The 19,060-nt window shown below is 71.6% G+C and carries 13 protein-coding genes and 1 pseudogene; 10 read left to right on the forward strand and 4 right to left on the reverse strand.

Going from position 1 to position 19,060, the window contains the following annotated elements; translation table 11 throughout:
* Positions 1–23 precede the first annotated feature (23 nt).
* The 3 genes from C6Y14_RS12605 to C6Y14_RS12615 all read left to right on the forward strand — a co-directional run bounded on the left by C6Y14_RS12605 (position 24) and on the right by C6Y14_RS12615 (position 7,010).
* A complete protein-coding gene (locus C6Y14_RS12605; protein ID WP_107016689.1) occupies positions 24–1,766 on the forward strand; it encodes an AMP-binding protein in 1,743 nt (580 codons plus the stop codon).
* 83 nt (positions 1,767–1,849) lie between these two features.
* Positions 1,850–3,478, forward strand: a complete 1,629-nt coding sequence (locus C6Y14_RS12610) for an AMP-binding protein (protein WP_107016948.1) — start codon at positions 1,850–1,852, stop codon at positions 3,476–3,478.
* Between the two features lie 367 nt (positions 3,479–3,845).
* A complete protein-coding gene (locus tag C6Y14_RS12615; protein WP_199854717.1) occupies positions 3,846–7,010 on the forward strand; it encodes an NACHT domain-containing protein in 3,165 nt (1,054 codons plus the stop codon).
* Positions 7,011–7,113: 103 nt separating this feature from the next.
* Here C6Y14_RS12615 and C6Y14_RS12620 read toward each other — a convergent pair whose 3' ends face one another.
* Positions 7,114–7,641 carry a GNAT family N-acetyltransferase gene (locus C6Y14_RS12620; RefSeq protein WP_263973068.1) on the reverse strand — a complete coding sequence of 176 codons (528 nt, stop codon included), beginning with the start codon at positions 7,639–7,641 and terminating at the stop codon, positions 7,114–7,116.
* A gap of 38 nt (positions 7,642–7,679) precedes the next feature.
* Positions 7,680–8,063: pseudogene (locus tag C6Y14_RS12625) on the reverse strand (hypothetical protein); the annotation flags it as partial.
* Positions 8,064–9,927: 1,864 nt separating this feature from the next.
* Here C6Y14_RS12625 and gcl point away from each other — a divergent pair.
* Entirely contained in the window at positions 9,928–11,712 is a 1,785-nt protein-coding gene (gcl, locus tag C6Y14_RS12635) for a glyoxylate carboligase (protein ID WP_107016690.1), read from the forward strand.
* A gap of 809 nt (positions 11,713–12,521) precedes the next feature.
* Here gcl and C6Y14_RS12640 read toward each other — a convergent pair.
* Entirely contained in the window at positions 12,522–13,436 is a 915-nt protein-coding gene (locus tag C6Y14_RS12640; protein WP_107016691.1) for a 2-hydroxy-3-oxopropionate reductase, read from the reverse strand.
* A gap of 101 nt (positions 13,437–13,537) precedes the next feature.
* Positions 13,538–14,419: a TIM barrel protein gene (locus tag C6Y14_RS12645; protein WP_107016692.1), complete on the reverse strand. Its 882-nt coding sequence runs from the start codon at positions 14,417–14,419 to the stop codon at positions 13,538–13,540.
* A 277-nt stretch (positions 14,420–14,696) separates the two neighbouring features.
* Here C6Y14_RS12645 and C6Y14_RS12650 point away from each other — a divergent pair, with 277 nt between their 5' ends.
* The 6 genes from C6Y14_RS12650 (at position 14,697) to C6Y14_RS12675 (ending at position 18,914) form a co-directional block, all read left to right on the forward strand.
* Positions 14,697–14,948, forward strand: a complete 252-nt coding sequence (locus tag C6Y14_RS12650; RefSeq protein ID WP_107016693.1) for a hypothetical protein — start codon at positions 14,697–14,699, stop codon at positions 14,946–14,948.
* Positions 14,949–15,001: 53 nt separating this feature from the next.
* Complete coding sequence (locus C6Y14_RS12655; protein ID WP_199854727.1) at positions 15,002–15,313, forward strand: helix-turn-helix domain-containing protein; 312 nt, start codon at positions 15,002–15,004, stop codon at positions 15,311–15,313.
* A gap of 183 nt (positions 15,314–15,496) precedes the next feature.
* Positions 15,497–16,018, forward strand: a complete 522-nt coding sequence (gene uraD / locus C6Y14_RS12660) for a 2-oxo-4-hydroxy-4-carboxy-5-ureidoimidazoline decarboxylase (RefSeq protein WP_107016695.1) — start codon at positions 15,497–15,499, stop codon at positions 16,016–16,018.
* A complete protein-coding gene (locus tag C6Y14_RS12665) occupies positions 16,015–16,515 on the forward strand; it encodes a hydroxyisourate hydrolase (protein ID WP_107016696.1) in 501 nt (166 codons plus the stop codon). Before uraD ends, C6Y14_RS12665 begins: the two co-directional genes overlap by 4 nt.
* A gap of 5 nt (positions 16,516–16,520) precedes the next feature.
* Positions 16,521–17,468: a factor-independent urate hydroxylase gene (pucL, locus tag C6Y14_RS12670; protein WP_107016697.1), complete on the forward strand. Its 948-nt coding sequence runs from the start codon at positions 16,521–16,523 to the stop codon at positions 17,466–17,468.
* A gap of 66 nt (positions 17,469–17,534) precedes the next feature.
* The gene (locus C6Y14_RS12675; RefSeq protein ID WP_107016698.1) at positions 17,535–18,914 is read left to right on the forward strand and encodes an 8-oxoguanine deaminase; all 1,380 of its coding nucleotides are present in this window, start codon (positions 17,535–17,537) and stop codon (positions 18,912–18,914) included.
* Positions 18,915–19,060: the final 146 nt, after the last annotated feature.

Genomic DNA, 19,060 nt, shown 5'->3' on the forward strand with positions numbered 1-19,060 from the left:
TGGTCCGGGACCGAGGAGGACAGATGACGCCGCCGACGACGCCGGCCCACCCCACGCCCACGGACCGGCCCACGCCCACGGAGAGCTTCCGCGCGGCGCGGGACTTCCTGCTGGTGCACCGCGAGGACTACGCAGGGGCCTACGAGGGTTTCTCCTGGCCCCGTCCGGAGTACTTCAACTGGGCACTCGACTGGTTCGACGTGATCGCGGCCGGCAACTACCGGACCGCGCTGCACATCGTCGAGGAGGACGGCTGCGAGATCGAGCTGTCCTTCGCCGAGCTGTCCATGCGTTCCGACCGGGCCGCGGGATGGCTGCGCGAGCGGGGTGTCCGTGCCGGAGACCGGATCCTGGTCATGCTCGGCAACCAGGCCGAGCTGTGGGAGACCGCGCTGGCAGCGATGAAACTGCGTGCCGTGGTCATCCCCGCCACCCCCCTGCTGGGCCCGGCCGACCTGCGCGACCGCGTCGAACGGGGCCGGGTCCGCCACGTCGTCGTGCGCGCCGAGGACACGGCCAAGTTCGACGAGGTGCCCGGCGACTACACACGTATCGCGGTGGGGACGGCAGGGGCTGCGGGAGCCGGCGGGGGCGACCGCGAGGGCTGGCAGGCCTACGAGGACGTCCGGAGCCGGGACTTCGGGCCCTTCACGCCGGACGGCCCGACCCGGGCGGACGACCCGCTGATGCTCTACTTCACCTCGGGCACCACCGCCCGCCCCAAGCTCGTCGAGCACACCCATGTCTCGTATCCGGTCGGCCACCTCGCGACCATGTACTGGATCGGTCTCCAGCCCGGTGACGTGCATCTGAACATCGCCTCGCCCGGCTGGGCCAAGCACGCCTGGTCGAACCTCTTCGCCCCCTGGAACGCGGAGGCGACCGTCTTCATCCACAACTACACACGCTTCGACGCGGGCCGGCTGATGGCGGAGATCGAGCGGGTCGGGGTGACGACGTTCTGCGCGCCGCCCACCGTGTGGCGCATGCTCATCCAGGCGGACCTGGGCCGGCTGCGTACGCCCCCGCGCGAGGTCGTGGCCGCCGGTGAACCGCTCAATCCCGAGGTCATCGAGCAGGTGCGCAGGGCCTGGGGCGTCACGATCAGGGACGGCTTCGGGCAGACCGAGACGGCCGTCCAGGTGTCCAACAGCCCAGGTCAGCCGCTGAAGACGGGATCGATGGGGCGGCCGAGCCCCGGCTTCCGCGTCGAACTGCTCGACCCGGTGACGGGTGTCCCGGGCGCGGCGGAGGGCGAGATCGCGCTCGACCTGTCCGTGCGGCCGGTGGGCGTGATGACCGGCTATCACGGCGACCCGGACCGCACGGCCGAGGCGATGGCGGACGGCTACTACCGCACCGGTGACATCGGTTCGCGCGACGCCGACGGATACGTGACCTACGTGGGCCGGCAGGACGACGTTTTCAAGGCCAGCGACTACAAGATCAGTCCCTTCGAGCTGGAGAGCGCGCTCCTGGAGCACGAGGCCGTCGCCGAGGCCGCCGTCGTGCCCGCGCCGGACGAACTGCGGCTCGCGGTCCCGAAGGCGTACATCGTGCCGGCGGAGGGCTGGGAGCCGGGCCCCGACACCGCGAAGGTGCTCTTCGAGCACTCGCGCACGGTCCTCGCCCCGTACAAGCGCATCCGCAGGCTGGAGTTCGGCGAGCTGCCCAAGACCGTGTCCGGGAAGATCCGGCGCATCGAGTTGCGCGAGGCCACGGCGGCGGGTTCCGAGGCCGAGTACCGCGAGGAGGACTTCCGATGACCGACCCGACGACGGACCCGATGGCCGATTCGGTGACCGATTCGGTGACCGGTCCGATGACCGACCCGCCGATGCCTGATCCGATGACCGGACAGACGCACACGGAGCCGTCGTACGCGCACGGGGTGAGCGGTACCGGCCTGCTCGGGGACACGATCGGGGTGAACCTCGACCGGGCGGTGGGCCGTTGGCCGGACCGCGAGGTGCTCGTGGACCTGCCCTCGGGACGGCGCTGGACGTACGCCCGCTTCGCCGCGGACGTCGACCGGCTGGCGTGCGCGCTGCTCGCGAGCGGCGTCACCAAGGGCGACCGGGTGGGCATCTGGGCGGTCAACTGCCCCGAGTGGATGCTCGTCCAGTACGCCACCGCCCGCATCGGCGCGGTCATGGTGAACATCAACCCCGCCTACCGCACCCACGAGGTCGAGTACGTCCTCAAGCAGGCCGGCATCTCACTGCTGTTCGCGTCCCTCAGCCACAAGACGAGCGACTACCGGGCGATGGTCGGCCAAGTGCGCGGCGCATGCCCGGAGTTGCGAGAGACCGTGTACGTGGGCGACGCGACCTGGGACGCGCTGCTGGACCGCGCCACGCCGGAACTGCAGGAACAACTCCCCTTGCTCACGCGTGAATTGTCATGCGACGACCCGATCAACATCCAGTACACCTCGGGCACGACCGGGTTCCCCAAGGGGGCGACCCTCTCCCACCACAACATCCTCAACAACGGCTATTTCGTCGGTGAGTCGATCGCCTACACCGAGCGGGACCGCATCTGCGTACCGGTGCCGTTCTACCACTGCTTCGGCATGGTGATGGGCAACCTCGCGGCCACCTCGCACGGCGCCTGCGTCGTCATTCCGGCGCCCTCCTTCGAGCCCGCGGCGACACTCCGGGCGGTGCAGGAGGAGCACTGCACCTCGCTGTACGGCGTCCCGACGATGTTCATCGCGGAACTGAACCTCCCGGACTTCGCGGAGTACGACCTCTCCTCCCTGCGGACCGGCATCATGGCGGGCTCGCCGTGTCCGGTCGAGGTGATGAAACGGGTGGTCTCCGAGATGCACATGGCGGAGGTGTCCATCTGCTACGGCATGACCGAGACCTCGCCCGTGTCCCTCCAGACGCGCCGGGACGACGACCTGGAGCACCGCACCGGCACGGTCGGGCGCGTCCTGCCGCACATCGAGGTCAAGGTCGTCGACCCGGCGACCGGTGTGACACTGCCGCGCGGCTCCACGGGCGAACTGTGCACCCGGGGCTACAGCGTGATGCTCGGCTACTGGGACGAGCCCGAGAAGACCGCGGAGGCCGTGGACGCGGGGCGGTGGATGCACACCGGGGATCTGGCGGTGATGCTGGACGACGGATACGTACAGATCGTCGGCCGGATCAAGGACATGATCATCCGGGGTGGCGAGAACATCTACCCGCGCGAGATCGAGGAGTTCCTGTACGCGCACCCGAAGATCGCCGACGTACAGGTGGTCGGGGTGGCGCACGAGCGGTACGGCGAGGAGGTACTGGCCTGCGTCATCCCGCGCGACCCCGCCGACCCGCCGACGCTGGCGGAACTGCGCACCTTCTGCGAGAACCGCCTGGCCCACTACAAGACCCCCACCCGTCTGCGCATCATGAACGCCTTCCCCATGACGGTCTCGGGAAAGGTACGCAAGATCGAACTCCGGGAACAATACGGACAACCGGACTAGCCCTTCAGGGCCGGACAGGTCCGGCCCCGCAAGGGGCGCGGGGAACGGCGCGAGCAACCACGACGCTCGCGCACGTCCAAACCTCCGCAACCCGCACCCCCCCAAGGGGCGCGGGGAACGGCGCGACCAGCCTCAGCGAACCCGCACCCGCAACGCCCGCAAGAGCGACCCGGCACAGGCCCATGCCCACCGCCTATGCCCCTGACCCCTGCACCGGACGGTGCCCCACGCTCCAACCCGCCCCCCGAACACCCCCACGCGCTCACTCACACGTGTCTCGAACAGCCAATTCGCCGACGCGATGAGGACTACAACGGGTCACTTCGGCGGTCGCGCGACCGCGAGGCCCGACGGGGGAGCGGTCGGTATGCGAGTCGGATGGCACAGCCCGCAGGCACGTAGACGCCTGTGGTTCGCCGTATGCGCGGTGGCCCTCGCGGCACTGGCCGCGATCCTGCGCTTCTGGTGGCAGGACTCCGCCACCGCCGGCGTCCTGCTGACGGCGCTCGGCGCCTTCACCTCGGTCGCGGCCCTGATGGCCGACGTACTGCGCGGCGACACCACCCCGCGCCCGGACGGCGACGGCGCACACCGTCGCCGGGCCGTCGAGGCGCTCGCCGAGGCCGTACGGGAGCAGTGGGCCGCCGAGGCACGGCTGCGGCGCCTCCAGGACCCCGCGCCGCTGGAGGTGGACTGGACCCTCGCGGACCGACGCCTCGCCGACCATCCGTACAACATCCCGCCGGGCGCAGTGCTGCCCCGCCCCCGCGCGGGCGACGGCACCCCTGGCTCCGCGGATCCGGGTCTCATGGATCCGGGTCTCGTGGATCCGGGCTCCGTGGATCCGGGCTCCGCGGATCCGGGCCCCGCCAATCCGGCCGCCCCGGATCCGGCCGCCGCGCCCCCGGACCGGCGCGTCGTGGTCCTGGGCGAGCCCGGGTCGGGCAAGAGCGTGCTGGCGATGCGGTACGTCCTGGACCGCCTCGCGGCCCGCCAGGAGGGCGGCCCGGTCCCGGTGATCTTCCCGCTCGCCTCGTGGGACCCCCTGCGCGCACCGCTGCGCGACTGGCTCGCGGCCCGGCTCGCCGCCGACTACCGTCCGCTGGCCGCCCAGGCGGACGACCGGCGCACCCTGGCCCGCGTCCTGGTCGACACGGGCCTGGTCGCCCCGGTCCTGGACGGCTTCGACGAACTGCCCCGCCCCGCCCGCGCGACGGCCGTACGCCGCATCAACGCCGAACTCGACCCGGGCGCGCCCCTGCTGCTGACCAGCCGGGGGGACGCCTGGGCCGCCGCGGTGGACGAGGGTGACGTACTCACCGGGGCCGAGGTGGTGGAACTGCGGCCCCTGGACCTCGTACGGGCCGGGGCGCATCTGGAGCGCTCGGCGCGGCCGTTGCGTGCGGCGGCGGACGGCGTTCCGCGGACCGTGTGGACACCGGTGCTGCGGACGCTGGCGGAGCGGCCCGACCTGCCGCTGGCCAAGGCGCTCACCACCCCGCTGATGGTCGGCCTGGCCCGCACGGTCTACGGCGACACCTCCCGCGACCCCGCGCCACTGCTCGACGCCCGGCGCTTTCCCACGGTGGCGGCGGTGGAGGGGCACCTCCTGGAGGCGTTCGTACCCGCGGCGTTCGCGGACGCCGGGCCGGAAGCCGCCGCCGACGCCACCCGGCGGCTCACCGTGCTGGCCCGGGGGCTGCACAGCCGTGGTACGGGCCGGCTGGCCTGGTGGGAGCTGGAGTCGCTGGTGCCGCGGACCCTCGCGCTGTACGCGCCGGGCCTGCTCGCCCTCGCCGTGCTGTCCTTGCTCCTGCTGCCGGTCACCCTGGCCCGCGCGGCCGGCGAACTGGCCGGTCTTGAGGACGTACTGTCCCTGGTCGCCCTGCTCGTCGGCCAGACTCTGGGGTTCGCGTTCGGGGTCCGGTACCTGCTGCCGTCCGGGCGGCGGGGACGCCGAGGCACGGACGGGCGGGGCGGCCCGGACGGTCGGGACGTGGACCGGCGCTTCCGGCGGCGGCAGGCGCTCGTCACCACCGGGGTGAGCGCCCTGATGTGGGCGGGGTTCGCGTACTTCGACGATCTGCGCTTCGGATTCCGCTTCGGCGGGGTCACCGACGGGTGGATGCCGGATCTGCTCGGCGGGTTCCTGTTCTCGCAGTTGTTCACCCTGTACCTCGGCATCGCGGGACTCTCCCGCCGCCCGACCCCGCTCGGACTGCCCTGGAGCGGGGTCATGAGCCGTACGGCGGCGCGGCTGGGCGGGGCCGCGCTGGCGGTCGCCGGAACGGTCACGGCGGGCGTGGCCCTGCTGGGCCGGGAGGGCAACCCGTGGACCGTGCTGCTCGGCACCACCTGCGCGGCGGCGGGCACGGCCCTGACGGCGAGCGGAACGAGCCGGGGCGGCCAGGACGGGGCGCACACCCCGCGTGCCGGGCGCATCGCCCGCCGGTTCGTGACGGGCACGGTCAAGGGCACCGCCGCGGCGATGCTGATCGGGGTGGCCTCCTGCACCGCGGGAGGGTTCGCGGCGGTGGGCGTGACCGCGCTCAAATCCCGTACGGCGGTGGACCTGGCGGACCGGGAGATCGGCGGCTGGTACTTCTCCGAGCGGGCGGGAGTGCGCAGCGCCGTCACGGAACGGCCCCTGCGGGGCGGTCTGCTGCTGCCCGGGGACGGCGCGCGCCCGGTGGCCTTTCCCGGCACGGCCCGGCCGCCGAACTGCACGATGCCGCTGCTGCCCCGGCGCCGCTGCGTGGACTTCGTGTCACGGCGGACGCTCTTCGAGTCGCGCGACGGTGACGTCGTCGCGCTCATCACCCCGGGCGCCGGGCCGGACACGACGGCGGTCCACCCGACGAACCTGCGGTCGGTCCTGCCGGACGAGGGCCGGGACTGGCTGACCCGGGGGCCCGCGACGGGCGTACTGGCCCGTGATCTGCCGCCGGTGCTGGTCGCGGGCCTGCTGATCGGAGTGGTGGGTGGCTGTGTGTGCGGGGTCTACCGCGCGCTGAGCGTGCCGTCGGACCTGATGCGCGCGGCGAGCCCCGGCCTGTCGCTGCGCACCGACCGGACCGCGTCCCTGACCCGGGGCGGAATGGTCGCGGTGCTCGTGGCCTGTGTCTGTGTGCCCGTCGTGGCGACGCCCGGGGACTGGGGCGGGCTGGTGCACCTGGGTACGCAACTGTGGCTGCCCCTCGGCACGGCGGCGCTGGCGCTGAGCGCCTGGGGCCGTTTCCTCGTCGCGCGCGGCTGGCTCGCGGTGACCGGGCAGCTGCCGTGGCGGCTGATGGCGTTCCTGGACGAGGCGCACCGACGGGGCGTGCTGCGTCAGTCGGGGGCGGGCTTCGAGTTCCGCCACCTGCGGCTGCAGGCGCAGCTCGCCACCGGGCCGGCGGCGGACGTGGTGGCGGCCCGGTCCCCGGGGGCCAGGGGGGCCTCCCCGGGATCCCGGGTATCCCGAGGGGGCCCGGACGCGCCCGACGCCCCGGACATGGACGAGGGCTTCGACCGCCACCACCGCACGCCGTAGGCCTGACCTGCCTGCCCTGTGCATGGCCCGGGTCTGGCCCGAGCCTGCTCTGGGCATGGCCTGAGTCCGACCTGGGCAAGGCCTGGCCCGACCTGGGCAAGGCCTAGGCGTGCTGTCCGGGCCGTTCCATCGGCAGGTACATGCACACCCGGGGCCGGCGGTCGAGGCCCTGCTCGGCCTCCCCGGCGCGGACTCTCCGCAGGCCCGGGGTGAGATCGGCCTCCGGCAGGACACGGAAGCCGAGCCGCTCGTAGTAGGGCGCGTTCCAGGGGATCTCGGAGAAGGTGGTGAGCGTGAGTCCGGTCAGCCCCTGCTCCAGCGCGCGCTCGGCGGCGTACGCGATCAGGGTCCGGCCCACGCCCTGGTGCGCGGCGTCCGGGTGGACGGAGACCTGCTCGATGTGGAAGGCGCCGTCCAGGGGCTCACCGATCAGGTACGCGACGAGCCGGCCCGTGGCGTCCTCGGCGACCCAGGCGTGGCCCGCCTTGCGGAAACGCTCCAGGACGTCGAGCGCGGGCGGCTCGTCGTCGGCGATCTCCGGCATGCCGAAGATACGGAAGGGCTCGCCCGCGGCACGTTCGATGTCCTGCAGCAGCGGGAGGTCGGCGGAAGTGGCCGCTCTGACGGTCATGGGGTCAAGTATGCGACTGCTTCGCCGAGTTGGTGCGATCACGCGCCGGTCGCGACGAGGTCGTCGGCGAGGCTGTTCGCGGGCTGCGGGGTGCCGGTGAGGTCCAGTACGAACAGGGGGACGCCCAGTGTGTCGGCGCGGGCGCGGGCGTCCTTCTCGTAACCGGCCAGTGAGAAGTAGACGCAGCGGGACGACTCCGTCATCGCGGTCAGCCACAGGCACTCCACGTCCCGGAGGTCGGCCGGGCGCACGGTCGGGTCCACCTGCGCGACGACTCCGCGGGCCGCGAGCCCTATGCCGGAGGGGGGCCGCTGGTCGGCCCGCCGGATGTCCTGGTACCCGAGCCAGCGCAGGTACAGCGCGGCGGCGGTCACCGCGTCCCGGGCCGTACGGATGGTCACGGGCTGGAACGGGGGGCGGGGGGCCGGTTCGGCACGCGGGAGGGGGAGCGAGACCGCGGCGGGCAGCCGCCGGGGCCGGGCCCGCTGCGCCCCCGGCCGCCGTGCCGCCCCGCCGGGACCACCCTCCACGGCCACACCACGACCGGAACCTTCGCCGTCACCGCCGCCGTCCCCGTCCGGACCGGCTGAACCGTCCGGACCGGCTGAGCCCTCCGCACCGTCCGGGCTGTCGGAGCCGTCCGGGCCGTCCGGGCTGCCGGAGTCCTCCGCGCCGTTCGGGCGGACAGGGCTCTCCGCGCGGTCCGGGCTGTTCGGTTCGTCCGAGCCGACAGGGCTGTTCGGGCCGGCCGGGCCGCCGGAGCCGTCCGGGCTGCCTGGTCCGTCCGAGCCGGCAAGGCTGTTCCGGCCATCAGGGCCGTCGGGGCCGACTGGAGCGACCGGGGCGGCCGAGCCGACAGGGCTGTCCAAGACGGCGGAGTTGTCCGGGCCAGCCTGGCGGTCTGAGCCGCCTGGGCCTGCCGGAGCCCTCAAAGCTGCCGGATCCGAGGGATCCGAGGGATCCGCCGGACCGTTGGAGGCGACCGGACTTGCCGAGCCGCCCGGGGTGCCCGGGTTGTCCGAGTCGACCGGACCCGCCGGGTCGACTGGATCCGCCGAGTCGACCGGACCCGCCGGATCCGCCGAGCCGACCGGATCCGCCGAGCCGACCGGATCCGCCGAGGCGTCCGGGCCGTCCGTGTAGGCCCAGCCGTCCCGGCGGTCGGCGTCGGCGGCGTGTGCCTCGTCGGCGTCCCCCGGACGCGCGTCACATCCGTCGTGCCTCGCCCCGTCGTGCCCCGTCCCACGGCGGCCGGTCCCCCGGCGGCCGGGCCCATGGCGCTCGGGCCCGGCGCGTCCGGTCCCAGCGAGGCCCGTCCCGGGGAGGCTTTTCCCCGCGTGGCCCGTCTCCGTGAGGCCGGTCTCGGTGAGACCCGATTCCGCGCTGCCGGCCTCGGCCTCGGTGAGGCCCGTCTCCGCGAGGCCTGTCCCCGCACGGTCGGTCTCCGCGTGGCCTGTCCCCGCACGGTCGGTCTCCGCGTGGCCTGTCCCCGCACGGTCGGTCTCCGCGAGGCCTGTCCCCGCACGGTCGGTCTCCGCGCGGCCTGTCCCCGCACGGTCGGTCTCCGCGCGGCCCGTCTCCGCACGGTCGGTTTCCGCGAGGCCTGTCCCCGCACGGTCGGTCTCCGCGTGGCCCGTCTCCGCACGGCCCGGCGTATCGGGATCGGTGTGGGCCGGGCCGGGCGCATCGCTATCGGGATCGGTGTGGGGCGGGCCGGGCGCATCGCTGTCGGGGTGGGCGGGGCCCAAGGCGGCGGGACCTGGCTTCGACGTCACCGGTACCCGCAGGACCGTCCCGCACGGGCACCCGAGTTCCGGTCGGGGCCACTGGTCCGCGCGCCCGCAGGTCCCGCAGGGGACCGTCACCCAGCCCTCGTCCCAGGTGTGGTGGGTGACGGACTCGGGGGCCGCCCCCGAGTCCAGCTCGGGGGTGACCGGCGCACCGCACGCGCACGGGTACGTCGGCGCCGCATAGACATGCTCGCGCCGACAGGCCGGACACGTCACCGGCACGCTCTCGGCCATGACTCTCTCCAGAACACGTGACACCGAACCGCAGGGGAGCTGCGCCTCCATCGTCCTCCGGAACGCCCTCCTCCGGCAGGGAATCGATCGGACGCCCCATGATTCGCCGCGCACGCGCCCCCGCCTCGCGCCCTTGACGCCCCCCGCCCTCGCACCTACATTGCTTCCAGATAGTAGAAGTTAGTTTCCGTAATACGGAATTTGAAGCTCTCCGCGGGGCGCGACGGGAGCCCGAATCCGGCAGCCGAAGCAGGAGTACGCAATGGCCCGTATGACCGCTGCCCGCGCGGCAGTCGAAATCCTCAAGCGTGAGGGCGTCACCAACGCGTTCGGTGTCCCGGGCGCGGCGATCAACCCCTTCTACGCGGCGCTCAAGGCATCCGGCGGCATCGGCCACACCCTGGCCCGCCATGTCGAGGGCGCCTCCCACATGGCGGAGGGCTACACCCGTACCGCGCCCGGCAACATCGGCGTCTGCATCGGGACGTCAGGACCGGCCGGCACGGACATGATCACCGGTCTGTACTCCGCGACCGGCGACTCCATCCCGATCCTGTGCATCACGGGCCAGGCCTCGACCGCCGTGATCCACAAGGAGGACTTCCAGGCCGTCGACATCGCGTCGATCGCCAAGCCGGTCGCCAAGATGGCGGTCACCGTGCTGGAGGCGGCCCAGGTCCCGGGCGTCTTCCAGCAGGCCTTCCATCTGATGCGCTCGGCCCGTCCGGGCCCGGTCCTCATCGACCTGCCCATCGACGTCCAGCTCACCGAGATCGAGTTCGACCCGGAGACGTACGAGCCGCTGCCGGTCTACAAGCCCGCCGCGACCCGTGCCCAGGTCGAGAAGGCGATCGCGCTGCTGAACGAGTCCGAGCGGCCGCTGATCGTCGCGGGCGGCGGGATCATCAACGCCGATGCCTGCGAACTCCTCGTCGAATTCGCCGAGTTGACCGGCGTCCCGGTCGTCCCCACCCTCATGGGCTGGGGCATCCTCCCCGACGACCACGAGCTGAACGCCGGCATGGTCGGCCTGCAGACCTCGCACCGCTACGGCAACGCGACCTTCCTGGAGTCCGACTTCGTCCTCGGCGTCGGCAACCGCTGGGCCAACCGCCACACCGGCAAGCTCGACGTCTACACGGCCGGACGCACGTTCGTGCACGTCGACATCGAGCCCACCCAGATCGGCAAGATCTTCGCCCCGGACTTCGGTATCGCGTCCGACGCGAAGGCCGCGCTGGAGCTGTTCGTCACGGTGGCACGGGAGTTGAAGGCCGAGGGCAGGCTGCCCGACCGGTCCGGGTGGGCCGAGGCCGCCCAGGAGAAGAAGGCGTCACTCCAGCGGCGTACACACTTCGACGACATCCCCATCAAGCCGCAGCGGGTCTACGAGGAGATGAACAAGGCCTTCGGCCCGGAGACGCGGTACGTCACCACCATCGGCCTCTCCCAGATCGCCGGCGCGCAGATGCTGCACGTCTACCGGCCCCGGCACTGGATCAACTGTGGTCAGGCCGGCCCCCTCGGCTGGACCGTCCCCGCCGCGCTCGGCGTCGCCAAGGCCGACCCCGGCGCGCAGGTGGTCGCGCTCTCCGGCGACTACGACTTCCAGTTCATGATCGAGGAACTGGCCGTCGGGGCCCAGCACCGGATCCCGTACGTCCATGTGCTGGTGAACAACGCCTACTTGGGCCTCATCCGGCAGGCCCAGCGCGGCTTCGACATCGACTTCCAGGTCAACCTGGAATTCGAGAACATCAACTCTCCCGAGCTGGGCGTGTACGGGGTCGACCACGTCAAGGTCGTCGAGGGGCTCGGCTGCAAGGCGATCCGGGTGACCGACCCGGGCGAGCTGGGCGCCGCCTTCGAGCAGGCGAAGAAGCTGGCCGCCGAGTTCCAGGTCCCGGTGGTCGTGGAGGCGATCCTGGAGCGCGTCACCAACATCTCGATGTCCACGACCAACGACATCAGCAACGTCGTGGAGTTCGAGGAGATCGCGACCGAGCCGGGCCACGCGCCCACGTCCATCAGGACCCTGAAGGTCTGACCCCGCCAAGCCCTCCCTCATGAGCCGAGGCCCCGTCCTGAGTCATCAGGACGGGGCCTCGCGCCGTGCTCAGCCCCGGCCGCCCCCGCCGCGACCCGAGCCGAACCCGGCGCCCCCGTGCTTTCCCCCGTGTGCCGCCCCGCGTCTCCCCCCGAGTGCTGCGTCGGACGGGGCGATCGTCACCGCGGCAGGCGGCCCGCCCCGCGACAGCGTCACGAACGGCTCGTGCCGACACCTCAACCGGCTGCCCATGCGTCCCACCCCCGTTTCAGGACCAGCCCGCGGTGTACTCCGTAAGGGGCCCGCCGCCCCCGTGCCGGCGGGCCCCGTGTGCTGAGAATGTGCCCAATGCCACCGTCAGTTGAAGCCTCAGGCGCGATGTTCAGAGGTTGATTTGAGGGTTCCGTAGCGGCAGTACGCCCACCGCTGTACGCCCCCCGGCGTACGGACGACGAAGAGCGCCGAGTACGGGACTCTCCGTACTCGGCGCTCTTCGTCGTGGGTTCTCGGCCGGGACCGCGGCGGTGCGACGGCTCCGGACGCTTCCCTTCCCTCATGTCGAGAAGGGGCGCCGGGACCTTCACCACCGCACTGGCGTGCACACCGCCGCGGCCCTCGCCCGGCCCGCTCGTTCCGTGGACTACCCCTCATCCGGGTCCACGGTCCTCGCGGGCGGTGCGCCTGAGGTATGACCTCCCGTCAGACCCCGGGCGCAGCTCGGAAGTTGTTGGTACCGGGCGGCGCCGCCGCTTGGGCGCGACAGGACAGGTGTCAGCGCCGGCGCCGCCCGGGTCTGTGGGGGCGGGCGGTCAGACCCGCTCGCCGGAGAGGCGCTCGACCGCGCGCAGCAGCGCGGAGTGGTCCAGGCCGCCGTCGCCCTGGGTGCGCAGGGACGCGACGAGCTGGGCGACCACGGCGCCGACGGGCAGCGCCGCACCGACGTTGCGGGCGGCGTCCGTGACGATGCCCATGTCCTTGTGGTGCAGGTCGATCCGGAAGCCCGGCTTGAAGTCGCGGTTCAGGAAGTTGTCCTTCTTGCGGGTCAGTACGGTCGAGCCGGCGAGGCCGCCGTTCAGTACGTCCAGGGCCGCCGCCAGGTCGACGCCCGACTTCTCCAGGAAGACCACGGCCTCGGCGCACGCCTGGATGTTCACGGCGACGATCAGCTGGTTCGCGGCCTTCACGGTCTGTCCCGAGCCGTGCGGACCGCACAGCACGACGGTCTTCCCGAGCGCTTCGAAGATCGGCTCGGCCTGGTCGAAGTCGGCCTGCTCGCCGCCGACCATGATGGACAGCACGGCCTCGACCGCGCCCGCCTCACCACCGGACACCGGGGCGTCCAGGACCCGGATGCCCTTGGCCTTCGCCGCCTCGGCCAGGTCCACGGAGGTCTGCGGGGTGATGGAGGACATGTCGATCAGGAGGGCGCCGGACCGCGCGTTCTCCAGGATGCCGTCGGGCCCGTACGCGATGGCCTCGACCTGCGGGGAGGCGGGCACCATCGTGATCACGACGTCGGCGTCCCGTACGGCCTCGGCTATCGACCCGGCCGCGGTGCCGCCCGCGGCGGTCAGCCGGTCCAGCTTGTCCTGCTCCAGGGTGAACCCGGTGACGTCGTAGCCGGCCTTGATCAGGTTCTCCGACATGGGGGAGCCCATGATGCCGAGGCCGATCCAGGCGATCGCCGGACGGGACGCGTGGGAACTGTCGGCAAGGTTGCTCATGGTGAGGGTGCCTCTCTGCACGCTGTGCTACGTCGGCTGTTCTGCTGCATCAACTGTTTCGCTGCGTCAGCTGCCTTACTGAGTCCGGGAGTTGCCGCTCATCAGGTGACGCGGGTGACGGGAGTGACGCGGGCGGCTCGGGCCTCGCGGGGGAGCCAGCCGAAGGAGTCGGCGCTCGGCCGGTCACCCGGCTTGTACTCCAGGCCGACCCAGCCCTCGTACCCCTGCTTGCGCAGCAGGCCGAGGAGGTCGGCCAGCGGGAGCGATCCTGTGCCGGGTGCGCCGCGGCCAGGGTTGTCGGCGATCTGGACGTGGCCGGTCCTGGCGGCGTATCGCTCGATCACCGACGGCAGGTCCTCGCCGTTCATGGACAGGTGGTAGAGGTCCATCAGGAAGCGGGCGTTGCCCAGTCCCGTCGCCTCGTTCACCCTGTCGACGACGGCGATCCCCGCCTCGGCGCTCACCAGCGGATAGAGCGGCGACTCCGGCTTGTTGAGCGTCTCGATCAGCAGGACCGCGCCGATGCGGTCGGCCGCGCGGGCTGCCAGTACGAGGTTCTCCAGGGCGAGTTCGTCCTGCTCGGCCGGGTCAACGCCCTCGACGCGGTTGCCGTACAGGGCGTTGAGAGCCGTGCAGCCCAGTGAGCGGGCGAAGTCCGCGGCCACGTCGATGTTCGCGCGGAATCGCTCGGACTCCTCACCGGGGATCGACAGTGCGCCCCGGTCCGGGCCCGGCAGCTGTCCGGCGTAGAAGTTGAGGCCGGTGAGCTGTACGCCCGCGTCCTCGATCGCCTTCTTCAGCGCGTCGAGTTCCGCGCGGTCGGGGGTGGGGGTGTCGGTCCAGGGCCACCAGAGCTCGACCGCGGTGAAGCCCGCAGCGGCGGCTGCCGCGGGGCGCTCCAGGAGCGGCAGCTCGGTGAAGAGGATCGACAGGTTGACGTTGAAGCGCTGCTCTGCGGCTGCGTCCATCGAGAAACCGGGCATAGGGGTCGGCGCTCCCTTCCGTGACGAGTGGGGCCGTTGGCCGGGCCTGCATCGATAGTTCCGTATTACGGAAGTTCTTTTCTGCTTGATGGAAAGGCTGCCTGCGGGAGGGAACCTTGTCAAGAGGGGTCGGCGGGAAAAGCGGGTGCGGTCCGTGGCGGGGCCCGGGTGCCGTTCGGCGGCCGGGAGGCGGATTACGGGTGGGCTAGGGTCGCCTTCTGGCCGGCCGGGACTGGGCCGTCGCAGACATGGACCCGAGTGATGCCATGGGGGCACAGTGCGATTGCGAGTGGAGTTCACCACCGAACCCTTCGACCTCGACGAGGCGCCGCCGCACGCGCTGGTCGCCCGCGAGGTCATCGAGGCGGCCGAACTGGACTCGGTCGATGTCGGCCCGTTCGGCAACACCGCCGAGGGCGGGGCGGATTCGGTGCTCACCGCGGTCGACGCGCTGCTGCGCAAGGCCCTGGACGCCGGTGCCACCCGGATCTCGCTGCAGCTCAACGTGATCGGGGAGGAGGGCCGGTGACCCGGTCCGCGGACGACCCCTTCGTGTCGGCCGTCAAGCCGCTGGTCGACGCCATGGGTGCCGAGATGCTCCCCGCCGACCAGGCCGGACCCGACGACGTGGTGCTCTCCTGGGAGGGCGTGGACGTCGTGGCCGTCCGGCTGCCGCAGCTCGCCGACTCGCTGGACCACATCCTGGCCGCCCTGGAACGCAAGCGCGGCAAGCCGCTGGCCGAGCTGGACCGCAAGGCCAAGCAGGAGGTCGTACGCATCCTTGAGGCGCGCGGAGCCTTCTCCGTACGGCACGGCGTGGAGACGGTGGCGGGCGCGCTCGGCGTCTCGCGGTTCACCGTCTACAACTACCTGAACCGCGAGAAGGACGCATGAACGGAACGTCCGGGCGCGGGGTCTGAGGGGTCTGAGCAGGGAGAACGGTGGCCGGCCCGGGATCGGGGCGCCCGGGCGGCGGACGTCTTCGTTACCTGGATTTTTCAACAAAGTGTTGACGTGGTGTTTCCGAGGGCGTTAGCTGACCGCAGCCCGTCCAGCACAAGGCCACGGAGGCTTCCCGTGACTTCGAGTACGACGACACCTGGCGGCCTCGCCCGGTTCAACACCCTGGAGGAACCCGCGGCCCGTGCCGCCCTCCACGAACTGTGCGCATCGACGACCTGGGCGCACAGACTGCTCACCGGCCGCCCGTACGCCACCGGGGACGACCTCTTCGCGCGCAGCGACGCGGCCATGGCCGACCTGACCGACGCCGACCTGGCGGAGGCGATGGCCGGCCATCCGCCGATCGGCCGCCCCAAGCCGGGCGACCCGACCTCCTCCCGTGAACAGCGCGGCATGGCCGGCGCCTCCGACGAACTCAAGGCGGAGATGCTCGAACTGAACCTGGCGTACCAGGAGAGGTTCGGCCATGTCTTCCTGATCTGCGCGACCGGCCTCACCGGCGAACAGATGCGTGACGCGCTCAGGGAGCGCATCGGCAACACGCCCGCACAGGAGCGCGAGACCGTGCGCACCGAACTGGGCAGGATCAACCGCATCCGGCTCGCCCCACTCGTCGAGGAGAACGCCCCCGCATGACCACCGAGACCACCGCTTCCGTCGCCGCCGTCGCCTCCGTGTCCACGCACATCCTGGACACCAGCGTCGGCCGCCCCGCCGCACAGGTCGCCGTCCGCCTCGCGGCCCGTGGCGGCCGTGACGCGCAGTGGCGGGCGCTCGGCGGCTCCGCGACGGACGCGGACGGCCGGTGCAAGGACCTGCCGGCGCTGCCGGAGGGCACCACACACGTACGGCTCGACTTCTCGGTCGAGGAGTACTTCGAGAAGAAGCCCGAGAGCAAGCCCGAGAGCAAGCCCGAGAACAAGCCCGAGAACGAGCTCGGAAACAAGCCCGAGAACGAGCCCGTGCAGAACCAGGCCGAGGCGCAGCAGGACGCCCCCGCGAACCGGGACAGCGGTGCCGCACAGGTGTTCTTCCCCGAGGTGGCGATCACGTTCGCCGTCAGCCCGGGGGAGCACTATCACGTACCGCTGCTGCTCAACCCGTTCGGCTACTCCGTTTACCGAGGGAGCTAGCAGACATGACCACCCATCCCCGTTCCGCCCGTCCGGCGGTCCTGGCCCAGAACCAGTACGGCAAGGCCGAGAACCGCGTCGTCAGGATCACCCGGGACGGCGCCACCCACCACATCAAGGACCTGAACGTCTCCGTCGCCCTCAGCGGTGACATGGAGGAGGTCCACTACTCGGGCTCCAACGCGAACGTCCTGCCGACGGACACCACCAAGAACACGGTGTACGCCTTCGCCAAGGAGCACGGCATCGAGTCCGCCGAGCAGTTCGGCATCCACCTCGCCCGGCACTTCGTGACCTCGCAGGAGCCGATCAAGACCGCCCGGATCCGTATCGAGGAGTACTCCTGGGAGCGGATCGGGACCTCGGAGACGGACCCGTCGTCCGCCGGCGCCGAGGACGGCGGGCACTCCTTCGCTCGCAAGGGCCAGGAGACCCGCGTCACGCAGATCACGTACGACGGCTCCTCGTGGGAGGTCATATCCGGCCTCAAGGACCTCGTCGTACTGAACTCGACGAACTCCGAGTTCTGGGGCTACGTCAAGGACAAGTACACGACGCTGAAAGAGGCGTACGACCGCATTCTCGCCACCGAGGTGTCGGCCCGCTGGCGGTTCGACTGGACCGACGACGAGCAGCCGATGCCCGACTGGGAGGAGTCCTACGCACAGGTGCGCGGGCACATGCTCCAGGCGTTCGCGCAGACGTACTCCCTGTCGCTGCAGCAGACCCTGTACCAGATGGGCGCGCGGATCATCGAGCACCGCGACGAGATCGAAGAGGTCCGCTTCTCGCTGCCGAACAAGCACCACTTCCTCGTCGACCTGGAGCCGTTCGGCCTCAAGAACGACAACGAGGTGTACTTCGCCGCCGACCGGCCGTACGGCCTGATCGAGGCGACGATCCTGCGGGACGGCTGCGAGGCACTCATCCCGGTGGACCTCAGCAACCTCTGACGCACCCGCCTCCGTCAGCAACTCCCCCTGACGGCAACCCTTTTCGGCACGGCAGAAGGACGAACCATGGCAGCAGACCGGCGGATCGTCATCGAGAACTGCTCGATCGCGACCGTGGACGCCGACGACACCGAGTACACGTCGGGCCATCTGGTCCTGGCGGGCGACCGCATCGAGTCACTGGGTGCGGGCAAGGCCCCCGAGGGCCTGGAGAACGTCGTACGCCGGATCGACGCGACCGGCCACCTCGTCACCCCGGGCCTGGTCAACACCCATCACCACTTCTACCAGTGGATCACCCGCGGCCTCGCCACGGACCACAACCTCTTCGACTGGCTCGTCGCCCTGTACCCGACCTGGGCGCGCATCGACGAGCGCATGACGTACGCGGCGGCCCAGGGCTCCCTCGGCATGATGGCCCGCGGCGGAGTCACCACCGCCATGGACCACCACTACGTGTTCCCCAAGGGCTCCGGCGACCTGTCCGGGTCGATCATCCGCGCCGCACGCGAGATGGGTGTCCGCTTCACCCTGGCCCGTGGGTCCATGGACCGCAGCGAGAAGGACGGCGGACTGCCGCCGGACTTCGCCGTCGAGACCCTCGAAGGCGCTCTCGCCGCCACCGAGGCGACCGTCGACGAACACCACGACGCCTCCTTCGGCGCCATGACCCAGGTGGCGGTCGCACCCTGCTCGCCCTTCTCAGTCTCGACCGAACTCATGCGCCAGGGCGCCGAGTTGGCCCGGCGCAAGGGTGTACGGCTGCACACCCATGGCTCGGAGACGGTCGAGGAGGAGCAGTTCTGCAAGGAACTGTTCGGCATGGGTCCGACCGACTACTTCGAGTCGACCGGCTGGCTCGGCGAGGACGTGTGGATGGCCCACTGCGTCCACATGAACGACTCCGACATCGCCGCCTTCGCCCGTACGAGGACAGGGGTGGCCCACTGCCCCTCCTCCAACGCCCGTCTGGCGGCCGGGATCGCGCGCGTGCCCGACATGCTCGCGGCCGGCGTCCCCGTCGGCCTCGGCGTCGACGGCACGGCGTCCAACGAATCCGGCGAACTGCACACCGAACTGCGCAACGCGCTCCTCATCAACCGCCTCGGCGCCCACCGCGAGGCCGCCCTGAACGCCCGTCAGGCGCTGCGGCTGGGCACGTACGGCGGAGCCCAAGTCCTCGGCCGCGCACCGGAGATCGGCTCCCTGGAGCCGGGCAAGCTCGCCGACCTGGTGCTGTGGAAGCTGGACACCCTGGCTCACGCGTCGATCGCCGACCCGGTTACCGCACTCGTCTTCGGCGCCGCGGCGCCGGTCACCGCCTCCTTCGTGAACGGTGAGCAGATCGTCGAGAACGGGCGGCTGCTGCACGTCGACGAGGACGCCATCGCCCGCTCCACACGGGACGAGGCCCGGCGCCTCGCGCGGATCGCCGCGCAGGCCTGACCCGGCGGGCTTCCGATGGCTCTGATCCATCGGAAGCCGCCTGGTCCTCGCCAAGATCTCCGGCCGAGGGGGACGGCCCTCGGCCGGTGGCCGCCGACCCGAACGGGGTCCGCGGTGACCGTCTCCGGGGCGCGCGCACGAACTGC

The sequence above is a fragment of the Streptomyces dioscori genome, assembly GCF_003024195.1.
GTDB lineage: Bacteria > Actinomycetota > Actinomycetes > Streptomycetales > Streptomycetaceae > Streptomyces > Streptomyces dioscori.